The sequence below is a fragment of the Pseudomonas sp. 13B_2.1_Bac1 genome (assembly GCF_025466155.1).
GTDB classification, from domain to species: Bacteria; Pseudomonadota; Gammaproteobacteria; order Pseudomonadales; family Pseudomonadaceae; genus Aquipseudomonas; species Aquipseudomonas aylmerensis.
This window is the reverse complement of sequence record NZ_JANLOH010000068.1, coordinates 120752-133916: the sequence shown is the minus strand read 5'-3', so window position 1 is coordinate 133916 and position 13165 is coordinate 120752. Positions and strand designations below refer to the sequence as shown.

Below are 13165 nucleotides of genomic sequence, written 5' to 3'. Positions count from 1 at the left end.
GCTGCCCGGACCTGTGTAGGTGCTGGCTTGCCTGATATGGCATCACCTGGGTGTGCCTGATGTACCGAGGTGCCTGCATCGCCGGCAAGCCGGCGCCTGCAGAGGCATCTGCGTCGCCTATGGATTGTCCTTGAGGGTCTTGAATGCCTCCACGCGCTTGATCAGCCGGGTGTTCTTCGCCGAGTCGGCATTGCCGAACAGAAACGAAAAATCCGAGGCCAGCCCCGACGTGCCGGCAATCGCCGCGTACTGGTGACAGGCATTGCAGTTGTCGTTCTGCACGTAGGTCTCCAGGGTCGTGTTGGCCACCACCCCATTCTGATCGCTGACATACGGCCCGTAGGACAGTGGCGTCTTCACGTTCGGCCCCGGCCCCGGGTCGTTGGGGGCATTGGGCGTCTTCGACCACAGCACATTCACCAGTTTGTAGTACTGGAACACCGATTGACCCTGGGTTTTCTCGGCAAAGGTCTGCTGCACCGCCGTGTTCAGCGCCTGCAGGTCCTGGGGCGTGGCGTTCACCCGCGTGGCCTGCACCGGCTGCTCCAGTGGCGTGCAGTTGGGCGGGGTATGGCTGGCGTCGCATTGCACACGCGCCACATTGGGTGTGCAGGCCGCGCCGGTGCAGGCCGGGTTGTTGAAGCTGTAGCCATCCGGCGGTGCGGCGCCGCCATCGGGCACATTGTCGACCTGCTCGAACGTGCTCCAGATGAAGTTCGGCTGGGTCTGGGTCTTGTTGATGATATGCAGGCCCACCAGCCCCACCACTTCCTGGGTGCACTGCAGGGTGTCGGGGCGTTGCAGCCAGGCCACGGTGGTGAGGTAGCGCCCGTACAGCTCGGGCTTGTTGGTGAGCACGCGCCAGGCGGCCTTGAGTTCCAGGGCGCCGAGTTCTTCCTGGGGTAGGGCCTTGGCCGGCAGTTCGCGCACCAGCTTGCCTGCCGGCAATGACAGGCCGGCGGGGTGCCGGTTGTCGCTGTTCTGCGCCACGATCAGCTGGTTGGCTGCATCGTACAGGCCGTTATTGACGATGTAGTCGAACTCGGCCTTGCCGACCTTGCGCTCGAAAAACACCAGGTTGCCCGCCTGGTCCGTCAGCCAGCCGCCGGAGGCTTCCATGATTGAGTCCGGCAGGGTCACCTGGGTGCCGCTGGACAGGTGAAAGCGATGCTTGCGGTTAATGGCGCTTTCCGAGGTGGCGGTGATGAATTTGCGCGCGCCGCTGGCAAACGCCTTGAGGTTGCCGGAGGCGCTGCAATTGGACGGCACCAGGGTTTCGACACCCCAGCCGGACGGCTTGGCCGCGCCGGGCAGGAAGATATCGCTGGCATCCTTGTAGCTGGCCCACACCGGGGCGTTGCTCATTGGCTGGCCGGGCGTGGGCGGCACGCCGAACTGGGCAGCGCTGCTTTGCGTGTCCGGCTCGCCGGCCAGGCTCGGGTTGGCGGGCCAGCCGGGGTTGACCGACCAGTTCATGGCGATAAACAGCTGCCAGCCGAAACAATTGAGAAAGTCCTGCTCGGTGCCGAAATTGTTCACCGGCAGGAAACCGCCACTGGTGGGATCGAACACCAGTTGGCTGACGCAGCTCTGGGCGTCTGTTGCGGCGCTGGCCGCGGGTGGGGCCAGCAGCAGGGCGCAGGTTATCCAGCAGAACACACTCAAGCTTGCCCGGCGCAGCGGGCGAGGCCATCCGTTCATGATCGCATTCCTTGCTCAAGTCTCAGGGGGGCGGCCACCCCTGCCAGGCAGCGGCGGCCGCAGGCAGTCAGGCGCCGGGCACCAGGGCCAGGCCGCTTTCCCACGGGTGCTGGGTGGCACTGGGGTTGGCGGCTTCGCTCGGGTTCAGCGCACGCACGCTGACCAGTCCCGGCGCGGCGCTGCTGCTGACCGTGACGGTCATGATGTAGCCCTGGGTGCCGCCGCTGTCGGTTTGCCCCGGGATAGCCGAGGCGTCCGGCAGGAACTGCGTGACCTGGGCGGTGATCCCCGGGTTGGAGAACTGCACCCGCGCGTCGGCGACCGTGGTCTGCGGGTCGGCGCCTTGCACCACCAGCACGAACTGCGCCGAGGTGCCGGGGGCAAAACTGGCCGGCAAGTCGCTGGGGGACTGGCCGTAGAACAGGTCCAGCGGCAGCAACTGCACGGGCCAGGGTTGCGTATCGGTGTTGTTCGCCGCGACACATTCGCAGGCGTCTGGCGTGGCAGTGAGGGGTGCCGGCGTCACGCTGAGGGCCACATCCAGTTGATCGGCGATGACCCACACGTAATTGATCGGCGTGCCATTGATGGTGATGTCGTTGATCGAGAACCCGGCGCTTTGCGGCACCTCGAACACCGCTTGCAGGATCTGGTCGGAGTTGTTCGGGCCGGTGCCGGCGGTGCCACGGGTCACGCGCCAGTAGCTGCTCACATCCTGGCCTTGAGGGCCTTTCCAGCCGCTGAAGGACTTGGGCTGTTGCAGGTACAGGCCGATCGGATTGGTCAGCGAGATGAGGTTGTTCACCGCCGCCTGGTTGGCCGAGAAACCGATGTGCGGGTCGGAGTTGCGGTAGTTCTGCCCGTACTGGGCGCAGCAGATCAGGCTCTGCTGGTTGGCGCTGCTGCGGATCGGCCGCAGGATGGTGGCCGCGGCTGCCAGGTAGATCTCGGCACTCAGGGTGTTGGGCCCGGAGGTCAGGTGCATCGCACCGCCCGACACGCCGGGGATGCGCACGGTGCCGCTGTTCCATTTGTTCACGGTGTCGTAGGCGGGGCGGCCGGTGGTTTCATCGATCACCGGGTCGCCGGCGTTGCCGGTCGGACCGTTGGCGGTGTAGCGCAGGTACAGGTCTTCGAGTTTCACCTGCGGGTCGACATACGCCTGGTACAGCCCCAGCACGGCATTCGGATCGATGTTCCACATGGTCAGGAAGTAGGCCGGGTTTTCGCTGGTGAACATGATGCTGCGCATATTGCCGTCGGGGTCGCGGGTGATCGACCACTCGCAGTATTCATCCAGCCAGCCCCGTGGACCCGAAGGCGAAAAGTCGGCGTAGGGACCGTTCCAGTTGATCGATTTGCACAGCACGCTGGGGATCTGCAGCTGGGTGGCGGTCGGGTCCGGGTACAACGAAAACAGTGTGCCGTCGAGGGTAATCTGGCCGTGGTCGGTGAGTTCCATCACTTGGTCCAGGGTCATGGCCTTGCCGTTCAACTGCGGCACCACGGCGGCGCCGTTGTTGTAGAAAAACGTCCACAGGCGGTTGGGGAACGGCTGCCAGGTAATGGTGATCGGCGTCTGCGTGCCGTAGCCGCTTTCGATCGGGTTGTAGTAGCCCGAGCGCGGCGCATCATTGAGGTTGGACCAGGGGTTGCCGATGACCGACATCTGGGTCCAGCCGGTGACGTTGTTGTTCCAGTTGGTCTCGAAGGTCGACAGTTGGTCTTCCAGGCCCAGCTTGTTGTAGTCCTTGGGCGCCTGCTCGGCGGGGGAGGTGAATTGGGTGAAGGGTGTGCTCATGTCGGTTCTCCAGCAGGTGTGTGGTGGGACGTGGAGCAGCAACCGGCGCCCGCAGCGGGGCCGGCGGTGGTTTGGCGTGGGTCGTCCCACACCAGTTGCGCGATAAAGCCAGGCAGCGGCGCGTACGCATCGGGCGTCAGTACCTGGCCACTCTCGAGATGGGTCACGATCAGCGATAACTGCGCGGCATCCGTCGGCGCCAGGTGCAGCGCCCTGACGCTGCGCGCAGCATTCAGCGCACGGGACACGCCCTGGGTGATGCAGCGGCCCTTGTCGTCCACCAGGCCCATGCCGATCCGGCTGAAACGCCCGACGTAATGCGGGTTGTCTGCGTTCACCTGCTGCGCGGTGGCGTCTGGCTGATTGAGAAAGACGTCGATCAGGAAGGTGTCGTGGGTGCAGCGCACATGGTCGAACACCACCCACGGGCCGGTCCCTGCCGCCTGAGCCTCGCAGCAGGCTTTGGATGCACCGAACTGCGGCGCCACCGGGGCGCCGTAGTCGTAGCCGATGTGGCGGCTGTCCTGGGCCATGTCGCCCAGGGTGGTGTAGCGCCAGGCATCCGCGCTGGTGAAGCTGACCTCTTCGGCCTGGTGCCCGGCGAATGGCTGCAACAGGCACTGGGTGGTGTACTGCGCGGCCGGATTGGCGCGAATCCACACTTCGAGCATGCGGTCGATATTGGCGTGGTAGGAGCAGAACACCGGGTCGAAGGCGGTGTAGGCGTTGTCGGCCATGTCGCCGCCGATCCAGCCGTGATAGTTGTCGTGGGGCTGTTCGTAGAGCCCGTCGAAATTCAGCGCGCGATTGGGGTACAGGTTGTCCGGCTGCGGCGGGTCAAACGTGGTGATGTTGGCCCAGGGATAGCCCGGCACGCCCTGGGGCTGGCTGAAGGTGGTGAAGGTGAGCGCATCCAGCACTTGCTGCTGGAAGATCCGGCTCATGCCATACAGGCGCGTGCGCTCGACACGAAACGCCTCGCCCTGGGTGTAGAACAGCGGGTTGCGCTGCACATAGCGGCAGTCCACGCCCTCAACGCTGGCGCTGGCGCAGACTTTTGAGCAGCCGTCCTTGGCCGCCGCATAGCGCAAAGGGTTGCGCCGCACTTCGCCGGTGTGCGGGTGCACGTAGGTCTCGTCGAGGAAGGCCTGGGGCAGCCCGGCCTGCGGGCTGCCATCGACACTGGCGTCGGCGGCCATCCAGTCCCAATAGGGAATCGCGCAGTCGATCAGCGCTTCCAGGTGCAGCAGGTAGGCGCGATGCCACAGGGCAAACGCTTCCTGGTAATGCAGGCACCAGTTGGTGTGGATGTAGGCGTAGCGCTGCCAGGGCGAGCCGCTGTCCGGGTCGCCGATGTGCATCACGTCATCCAGGCGGGCGCGGTACAGGTTCAACTGCTCCGGGCTCAGGGTGCGGATGTCCTGGCGTACGCGCTTGACCGGCTGCGGCAGGGCCGGTGGGGGGATGCGCTCGGCGGGGTCAAAGGCCGAGCTGGCGTCCAGTCGCCAGCCCTGGTTGACCCACAGGCGGAAGGTTTCCAGCGCATCGATCGGCCAGAATTGCTGTGGGTCGGTGGTCAGCGGCATGTTGCGCGAGGCGAGGTGCTGGTAAATGGTCTGCGACCAGGCCTTGACCGAGTCCGGGTCTTCCAGGAACACATCGTAAGCGTTCATGCAGCCCGCCCAGGTGGCGGCGACGGCGGCGCGCGAGGCGGACGGTATCCAGTAGGGGGCGCTGAAAAGGCCGTGGATATCAGCGGTCCATGTCGGTTTCGCGACTATCATAAGATCCCTCTCATGCCGCCCCGGGCCAGGTGTTGGCTGGGCTGCTAAGCTGGATTGATGTTAACGAGCCGCTGCGCAGGATTTGTGCAAATTGGCCCGTCTTCGCGACGGATTCATTGCAATTTTCAAGGACGATTTACAACCGATGACAGACGCCATGGATTTGAAGATCCTGGGCAAGTTGCAAAAGGATTGCGACCAGAGCCTGGAGTTGTTGAGCGACAGCGTGGGGCTGTCGTCCACCAGTTGTTACCGGCGGATTCGCCGCATGGAAAGCGTGGGGATTATCAAGGCAAAAGTCGCGGTGCTCGACGAGCGCAAGCTGGGCATCCAGGTGACCGCGTTTTTCCTGATCAAACTGGACAAGGACAGCCACGATATCGACCGCAAGATGCAGCACATCCTCACCCGCCACCCGGAGATTCAGGATTGTTACCTGCTGACCGGCGAGTTTGATTTTGTGATGGTTGCCAAGTTTCGCGATGCGACGGAATACACCGAGTATATCTATCGGTTTCTGGAGACTTACCGGGATATTCCGATTCGGACTTATTCGTCGACGCTGGTGGTACGCACGGTTAAAAAATCCTACGAACTGCCCCTACAAGGGGTGGGCTTCCCCGCGGGTTAGCGGCCTTGAAGACAACCGATCTACCGCGTGCAGCAGCCGGCTTGCCAGCGCTGGGATCACCTGGTTGCACCGAGGTGCTTGCATCGACGACAAGCCGGCTGCTACAGAAAAGCGCGTCAGTGATCCAGCCTTCCCAGTAACCCACTCAAGCAAAAATGAAGCTTTCATGACAAAAGTTCGGTAGCCCTTGGCCACTCCCGTCTCTCCTGTGTAACGCGCTTGAGGACGCCAGACAGGCGTTCTTTTCAGCCGCAAGCAGGATGCCAGGAGTGGGGCGATGGGAACTATGGAACGTTACTCGAAAGTGGGCATGCAGGAGCTCGACCAGCGCCTGTCGAAGATCGTCGAAGCGGCGCGCAAGAAGCCGGTTTCGGTGTATCGCTACGGCGCGCCGTGGGTGTGGATCGTCTCTCAGGACGATTGGCAGGGCGCCTTGAAGGAAGTCGCGAGCTTCATCCCGGCGGGCCATTCCCTGGTGTTGCTGCGCCCGCAGATCGATGAAATCCTCGACCAGCATCGCGACTGGCTGGTGGCCGAAGCCCCGATGTCGATCGCCCCGCATACGGTGCTGCAGATCCTCCTGCTGCAACTGTTGTATTCGGTACCCAGCGAGCAGCAATTGCATGAACAGCTCAACTACAACCTGCTGTTCCGCTGGTTCGTCGGCCTGGACCTGAACCAGAAGGTCTGGAGCATCCACGCGCTGACCCGCGACATCGCCACGCTGCTGAACAACCCGCGGGCGGTGCAACTCATCCAGAAAATCATCGGTGACGTGTTTTGTGGCGCCTTGCTGCACACGCCGGAGTTCTCCTTGAACTTCGCGCTGTTGCACACCTGGCTGGCACGCCACGGCAGTACCTCGATCGCCAGTAATTGAGCTGGCCATACGTCGCGCCATCGGCGGCGGCGCACATAATCAGAATGTCAGGGGGCGGTGTGGAGCATCTGTTCAAATCAACGCTGGCGCTGTGCTGCATGGCGCTGGGCGCCTTGGCGCAACCGGCGTGGGCCGAGGAGGGGGAGCAAGCCCCGGCGCGCAAGGTCGACGTCAACGAGTACTTCGTGCGCGGCAATACCGTGCTCGACGCGGCGACGATCGAGGAGGCGGTGTACCCGTTTCTCGGCCCGCAAAAGACCCTGGACGATATCGAAGGCGCCCGTGACGCGTTGCAGAAAATCTACCAGGCGCGCGGCTATCAATCGGTATTCGTCGAGTTGCCGGAGCAGAAGGTCGATGACGGCATCGTCTACCTGCAGGTCAGCGAAACCAAGGTCGGCCGGGTCCGTGTGGTCGGCGCCAAGCATTACTCGCCGGTGGAAATCCGCGAGCAGGTGCCGGCCCTGGAAGAGGGTGCGGTGCCGGACTTCGCCACCGTGCAAACCCAGTTGGCCGGGCTCAATCGCGGGGCTGGGCGCCAGGTCACGCCGCTGGTGCGCGAAGGCCAGCGCCCGGGCACCATGGACGTGGATTTGCAGGTCGAAGACCAGAACCCCTGGCACGCCAGTATTGGCCTGAACAACGACTACAGCGCCGACACCGAGAAGCTGCGCTCGGTGGCGACCGTCGGCTACGACAACCTGTGGCAACTGGGCCACAGTATTTCCCTGACCTACTTCACTGCGCCCCAGGACACCGACAACGCCAAGGTCTGGTCGGGCTCCTACACCGCGCCGCTGGATGAGCGCTGGGCCTTGCAGTTCTCCGGTTACCAGTCCGACAGCAACATCGCCACCATCGGCGGCAGCAACGTGCTGGGCAAGGGGCATTCCTACGGCGTGTCGGCTATCTACAGCCTGCCGGCCACGGGCAACTGGGCCAACTCGTTCTCGTTCGGGGTCGACTTCAAGGACTTCGACGAGCAGATGAAATTCGGCGCCAGCAGCGACCAGGTGCCCCTCAAATACGCACCGATGACCTTTGGCTACAACGGCTATCGCTACACCGAGCAATCCCAATTGGGCCTCGGCCTGAGCCTGGTGGTGGGCACGCGCGCATTCTTCGGCTACGGCAGCGACGCCGAGGAGTTCGAGTACAAGCGCTACAAGGCCAGCGCGAGTTTCGCGGTGCTCAAGGGCGACCTGAATTACACCTACACCTTCGCCAACGACTGGCAGTCGGCGACCAGGGGCGGCTTCCAGCTGGCCTCGGGGCCGCTGGTGTCCAACGAGCAATATTCCGCCGGCGGCGCCACCTCGGTGCGCGGCTACCTGGCGGCCGAGCGCACCGGGGATGAGGGCTATCTGCTCTCCCAGGAATTGCGCACCCCGTCCCTGGCCAAGTTCCTTGGCAGTTACGTGCAGGAGTGGCGCTTCTATGCGTTCGCCGAAGGCGCGCGCATGCGCCTGCACGACCCGCTGCCCGAGCAGGAAGACGAATACAGCCTGGCCAGTGTCGGCCTCGGCACCCGCGCCAGTTTGAGCAAGTGGTTGTCCGGCAGCCTGGATTGGGGCTACCCGCTGCTCGATGGACCGAACACCCAGAAACAGGACGCGCGACTGCACTTCAGTGTGCAGGCGACTTTCTGACTTTTTCTTCCGGAGACTTCACCCATGCAACGCCTATTTCTGAGCCTGTTGATCTGCCTGGGCTTCGCGCTCCCGGCCACCGCCCATGCCTGGTGGCAGGACGACTGGCACTACCGCAAGCAGATCTCGGTGGACACCACCGCCCAGGGCGCCGCCATCAGCCAGGCCCTGGGCCGCACCGCGCTGCTGGTGCGCCTGCACACCGGCAACTTTACCTTTGACGGGGTCAAGGACGACGGCGCCGACCTGCGCTTTGTGAGTGCCGACGACAAGACCGTGTTCAATCACCAGATCGAAAGCTTCGACCCGCTGATGGGCATGGCGCTGATCTGGGTCGACGTGCCCAAGGTCGAAGGGGGGCAACGCCAGGACCTGTGGATGTACTACGGCAATCAGAAAGCCCCGGCTACCGCCAATGGGCAACTGACGTTCGACCCCAATTACACCGCGCTCTACCACTTTGACGGTGCCAACGGCACACCGGCCCGCGACACCACGGCCTATGCCAACACGTCGGTGAATGCCACCGGCGCGAGCATCGACGGTGTGATCGGCCGCGCCCTGCAGTTGAGTGGCCAGCCATTGCTGCTGCCGGCCAGCCCGTCGCTGCAACACGCCGCCGGCGCCGCGTTCACCTTCAGCGCCTGGCTGCGCCTGGACCAGGCCAGTGGCGAGCAAGTGGTGCTGGCTCGCCGTGACGGCCCGCACAGCTTGCTGCTGGGGCTGAACCAGGGCATGCCGTTCGTGGACGTCGACGGCCAGCGAGCCGTGTCGACCCAGCCGCTGAACCCTGGCCAATGGCAGCACCTGGCATTCACCGCCGAGGGCGACAAGCTCAGCTTATATGTGAACGGCCGCGAAACCGCGACCCTGGCCGTGGCGATGCCGGCCTTCAACTCGCAACTAGCGATCGGTGCCGATTTGCCGGAGGCGGCCAGCACGCACCTGCCGTTCGCCGGCGCCATCGATGAGCTGCGCCTGTCCAAGGTGGCGCGTCCGGCTGCGCTGTTGCTGGCCGATGCGAGTGCCCAGGGGGCCGAGTCGAAACTGGTGGCCTACGGGGTGGATGAAGAACAGTCAGGCTTCGGTTTCGGCAGCCTGGGTTTCCTGCTCAACGCCGTGCCGGTGGACGCCTGGGTGATCATCCTGGTGCTGGTGGCGATGATGGTGCAGTCGTGGGTGATCATGCTGCGCAAGAACCGCCAGGTCAGCCGGGTCAGCAGTGCCAACGAGATTTTCCGCGAGCACTTCGCACAGATCGGCACGCGCCTGGAGATGTACGCCGACGACGCGCAATTGGGTGAGCGCCTCAGTCATTCCTCGCTGTGGCGCCTGTACCTGGTGGCGGTCAAGGAGATCCGCACCCGCCGCGCGCAGGGGGCCGACACCTCGTCGGTCTCGGCGGCGACGATCGAGGCGATTCGCTGCTCCATGGACGGCGTGCGCACCCGCGAAAACCAGCAACTGAGTGCCAAGCTCTCGACCCTCTCCAACGCCATCGCCGGCGGGCCGTATATCGGCCTGCTCGGCACGGTGCTGGGGATCATGGTGGTGTTCCTCGGCACGGCCATGGCCGGCGACGTGAACATCAACGCTATCGCCCCGGGCATGGCGGCGGCGTTGCTGGCCACGGCCATGGGGCTGTTCGTCGCGATCCCTGCGCTGTTTGGCTACAACCGCCTGATCACGCGCAACAAGGAAGTCAGCGCCGACATGCGCGTGTTTGTCGACGAGTTCATCACACGCCTGGCCGAGATGCACGGCGAAAGCCAGCACAGTGAAGCGGCGCACCGCCGCGAACACCACGCATCGGTTCCGGCCTGAGGAGAATCGCCATGGCTTCCGTAAATGCCTCCCACGACGATGACGATGATGCCGCCGTCGACAGCATCAACATCACGCCCCTGGTGGACGTGCTGATGGTGGTGCTGGTGATGTTTATCCTCACCGCCACCGCCCAGGTCTCGGGCATCCAGATCCACCTGCCCAAGGCCAGCGCCTCGGTATCGCTGTCGGAGGCCAAGACCAAGGCAATTTCCGTGAATGACGGCGGCCAGGTGTTCCTCGACGCCTACCCGGTGACCCTCGGTGAGCTGGAAGAGCGCCTGCGCATCGAGAAAGCGCTGAATCCGGACTTCCCGGTGATCGTGCGCGGCGATGCGCTGGTGCAGTACCAGAAGGTTATCGAAGTGCTCGACCTGTTGCGCCGGCTGGAGCTGTCCCAGGTCGGGCTGGTCACCGGCAAACCGAGCCAGGGCTGAGCCATGACTGCACAGATCCCGATAGCGCCGTTGCCGGTGAAGAAGAAGCCGCCCCTGCGCCCGTTGAAGTGGGGCGCCGGGTTGTTGCTGGGCGCCGTGGCTGCCTGGTTCCTGTGGCAGTGGGCCAATGACATGAGTGGCGTACGCCGTGAAGCGCCGAAGGTGCCGACGATTATCCCGCTGCCACCACCACCGCCGCCGCCACCGGAAAAGCCCAAGGAACCCGAGCCCAAGGTCGAGGAAAAAGTCCCGGAGCCGGTGCCCAGCCCGGAACCCGAAGAGGTCAAGCCGGCCGAGGAAGCGCCACCGTCACCCAACGAAGACCTGGCCAACCCGATGCAGATCGATGGCGACGCGCAGTCCGGCACTGATGGTTTCAACATCGGTGCCGGCAAGGGCGGCGGCATGGCCGGCAGCGGTGGCGGCGGGCTGGGGACCGGTACGTACAAACAGTACCTGGCCGGCACCTACCAGCGCTTGATGCGCGAAGACCCGGCGCTGCGCAAGAAGGCCTTCTCGATACAGATAGACCTGTGGCTGGGCGCCGATGGACAGGTCACCAAGGCGCTGGTGGCCAAGTCCAGCGGCGATGCCGAGACCGACGCGCAGATGCTCGCCTTGATCCAGGCACCGCGTGCCACCCAGAAACCGCCGGCGTCGTTGACGCTGCCCCTGCGCCTGTCCCTCAAGGGCCGGCGTCCGGATTGATCGACACCTTTTATCTACGGATTTTTACAGGAGTTGCGTACACATGATTTCCCCCGTGAATCGACTGACCCTGGCGGTCGGCATGGTCATCGCGACCCTGGTCGGCCAGGCGGCGGCAGCCCCGGTCGCCCCCTCGGAAAACGTCACTATCAACCTGATCCGCCTGCTGGTGCAGCAAGGCGTACTGACCCAGGACACCGCCAATGGGCTGATCGCCCAGGCCGAAAAGGAAGCCCAGCAGGCCCGTCAGGCGAATGCCGCGCCGGTGGTGGCCGCAGGCCCCGCGGCAGCACCGGGTGACGTGCGGGTGCAGTACGTGCCGCAGGCGGTAAAAGATCAGATTCGTGACCAGGTCAAGGCCGAAGTCATGGCCACCGCCAAGCAGGAAAACTGGGCCCAGCCCAATACGTTCCCTGACTGGGTCTCGCGTATCACCTTTGACGGCGACATACGCCTGCGCGATGAATCGCGGTATTTCTCGGGCAACAACAGCAATGAAATCGTCGACTACGCCAAGCTCAACGACAGCGGCCCGTACGACACCAACAAAGACACCAACACCAAGTTGCCGCCGCTGCTCAACACCACCAAGGACCGCGAAAACCTGTTCCGCCTGCGCGCCCGCCTGGGCATGAAGGCGGTGATTTCGCCGGAATGGACTGCCGGTATCCGCATCGGCACCGGCTCCGACAACAACCCGGTGTCCACCACGCAGACCCTCGGCGGTGGCTTCGGCAAGAAGGACATTTGGCTGGACCAGGGCTACCTGAGCTGGAAGGCCACCCAAGACGTGACCCTCACGGCCGGGCGCTTCGCCAACCCGTTCTATTCCACCGACATGATGTATTCGGGCGACCTCAACTTCGACGGTATCGCCGCCAATTTCAACCATGCCCTGAACAGCGAATGGGGGCTGTTCGGCACCCTCGGCGCGTTCCCGGTGGAGTACACCTCCGACTCGGCCAGCAGCAACGGCTTCGACAAGGAGGACAGCGAAACCAAATGGCTGTTTGGCGGGCAGATCGGCGCCAACTGGAAGCTCAACCGCGGTAACAGCCTCAAGGGCGCGGTGGCGTACTACCACTTCGACGACATCGAAGGTAAACGCTCCGGCGCCTGCGAACCCTGGGCCGGGCAGCCGGCGTGTGACAGCGACGGCTCGCGCCTGGCCTTCATGCAAAAGGGCAACAGCGTGTTCCTGCTGCGCGATATCACCCCCAACCCGGCCACGCCCGGCCTGACCCCGCAACCGCAGTTTGTCGGCCTGGCGTCCAAGTTCGACGTGCTCGACCTCAACCTGGCGTGGGATGCCGAGTTGCCCAGCGACTTCAAGCTGCGCACCCAGGGCAACTTCATCCGCAACCTGGCCTACGACAAGGGCGAGATGCTCAAGCGCAGCGAAGGCGAGATCGTCAACAACATCAACAGCAAGGGCCAGTTCGAAAGCGGTGGCAACGCGCTGATGGTGCAGATGACCCTCGGCAGCGCGCTGGAGATGCGCAAGCGCGGCGACTGGAACGTGCTGGCTGGCTACAAGTACATCCAGCCCGACGCCTTGCCTGACGGTTTCAACGATTCGTCGTTCCACTTGGGCGGCACCAACGCCAAGGGTTATTTCATCGGCGGCAACTACGGCATCGACAAGAACATCTACGCCAGTGCGCGTTGGTTGAGCGCGTCCGAAGTGTATGGCGCGCCGTTCGAAGTCGATGTGATGCAACTGGAACTCAACACGCGCTTTTGATGCGCA

The 13165-nt window shown here is 64.0% G+C and carries 10 protein-coding genes; 7 read left to right on the top strand and 3 right to left on the bottom strand.

Features of this window, described 5'->3' with window-relative positions; genetic code table 11:
- Positions 1-117: 117 nt before the first annotated feature.
- The 3 genes from NTD80_RS16790 to NTD80_RS16780 form a co-directional block, all read right to left on the bottom strand.
- Positions 118-1701, bottom strand: coding sequence for a hypothetical protein (locus tag NTD80_RS16790; RefSeq protein WP_262134352.1), 1584 nt, complete (start codon positions 1699-1701; stop codon positions 118-120).
- Positions 1702-1768: 67 nt separating this feature from the next.
- Positions 1769-3502 carry a hypothetical protein gene (locus NTD80_RS16785; RefSeq protein WP_262134351.1) on the bottom strand — a complete coding sequence of 578 codons (1734 nt, stop codon included), beginning with the start codon at positions 3500-3502 and terminating at the stop codon, positions 1769-1771.
- Complete coding sequence (locus tag NTD80_RS16780; RefSeq protein ID WP_262134350.1) at positions 3499-5286, bottom strand: tyrosinase family protein; 1788 nt, start codon at positions 5284-5286, stop codon at positions 3499-3501. Before NTD80_RS16780 ends, NTD80_RS16785 begins: the two co-directional genes overlap by 4 nt.
- 157 nt (positions 5287-5443) lie before the next feature.
- Here NTD80_RS16780 and NTD80_RS16775 point away from each other — a divergent pair, with 157 nt between their 5' ends.
- The 7 genes from NTD80_RS16775 (at position 5444) to NTD80_RS16745 (ending at position 13159) form a co-directional block, all read left to right on the top strand.
- The gene (locus NTD80_RS16775) at positions 5444-5917 is read left to right on the top strand and encodes an Lrp/AsnC family transcriptional regulator (RefSeq protein WP_065905934.1); all 474 of its coding nucleotides are present in this window, start codon (positions 5444-5446) and stop codon (positions 5915-5917) included.
- 286 nt (positions 5918-6203) lie between these two features.
- Positions 6204-6797, top strand: a complete 594-nt coding sequence (locus NTD80_RS31365; protein WP_065905936.1) for a transposase — start codon at positions 6204-6206, stop codon at positions 6795-6797.
- Between the two features lie 59 nt (positions 6798-6856).
- Positions 6857-8446: a ShlB/FhaC/HecB family hemolysin secretion/activation protein gene (locus NTD80_RS16765; protein ID WP_262134349.1), complete on the top strand. Its 1590-nt coding sequence runs from the start codon at positions 6857-6859 to the stop codon at positions 8444-8446.
- 24 nt (positions 8447-8470) lie between these two features.
- Complete coding sequence (locus NTD80_RS16760; protein WP_262134348.1) at positions 8471-10270, top strand: DUF2341 domain-containing protein; 1800 nt, start codon at positions 8471-8473, stop codon at positions 10268-10270.
- Positions 10271-10281: 11 nt separating this feature from the next.
- Positions 10282-10707, top strand: a complete 426-nt coding sequence (locus NTD80_RS16755) for an ExbD/TolR family protein (protein ID WP_065905942.1) — start codon at positions 10282-10284, stop codon at positions 10705-10707.
- Positions 10708-10710: 3 nt separating this feature from the next.
- Positions 10711-11415 (top strand): energy transducer TonB, encoded by a 705-nt coding sequence (locus NTD80_RS16750; RefSeq protein WP_106804352.1) that lies wholly within the window; start codon positions 10711-10713, stop codon positions 11413-11415.
- Positions 11416-11458: 43 nt separating this feature from the next.
- Entirely contained in the window at positions 11459-13159 is a 1701-nt protein-coding gene (locus NTD80_RS16745; RefSeq protein ID WP_262134347.1) for a putative porin, read from the top strand.
- Positions 13160-13165 lie beyond the last annotated feature (6 nt).

Excerpts from the sequence above, each read along its gene's own strand:
- NTD80_RS16750 (WP_106804352.1), top strand. The coding sequence starts at position 10,711 with ATGACTGCACAGATCCCGATAGCGCCGTTGCCGGTGAAGAAGAAGCCG.
- NTD80_RS16745 (WP_262134347.1), top strand. The coding sequence starts at position 11,459 with ATGATTTCCCCCGTGAATCGACTGACCCTGGCGGTCGGCATGGTCATC.
- NTD80_RS16780 (WP_262134350.1), bottom strand. The coding sequence starts at position 5,286 with ATGATAGTCGCGAAACCGACATGGACCGCTGATATCCACGGCCTTTTC.
- NTD80_RS16785 (WP_262134351.1), bottom strand. The coding sequence starts at position 3,502 with ATGAGCACACCCTTCACCCAATTCACCTCCCCCGCCGAGCAGGCGCCC.
- NTD80_RS16790 (WP_262134352.1), bottom strand. The coding sequence starts at position 1,701 with ATGAACGGATGGCCTCGCCCGCTGCGCCGGGCAAGCTTGAGTGTGTTC.
- NTD80_RS16755 (WP_065905942.1), top strand. The coding sequence starts at position 10,282 with ATGGCTTCCGTAAATGCCTCCCACGACGATGACGATGATGCCGCCGTC.
- NTD80_RS16760 (WP_262134348.1), top strand. The coding sequence starts at position 8,471 with ATGCAACGCCTATTTCTGAGCCTGTTGATCTGCCTGGGCTTCGCGCTC.
- NTD80_RS16775 (WP_065905934.1), top strand. The coding sequence starts at position 5,444 with ATGGATTTGAAGATCCTGGGCAAGTTGCAAAAGGATTGCGACCAGAGC.
- NTD80_RS31365 (WP_065905936.1), top strand. The coding sequence starts at position 6,204 with ATGGAACGTTACTCGAAAGTGGGCATGCAGGAGCTCGACCAGCGCCTG.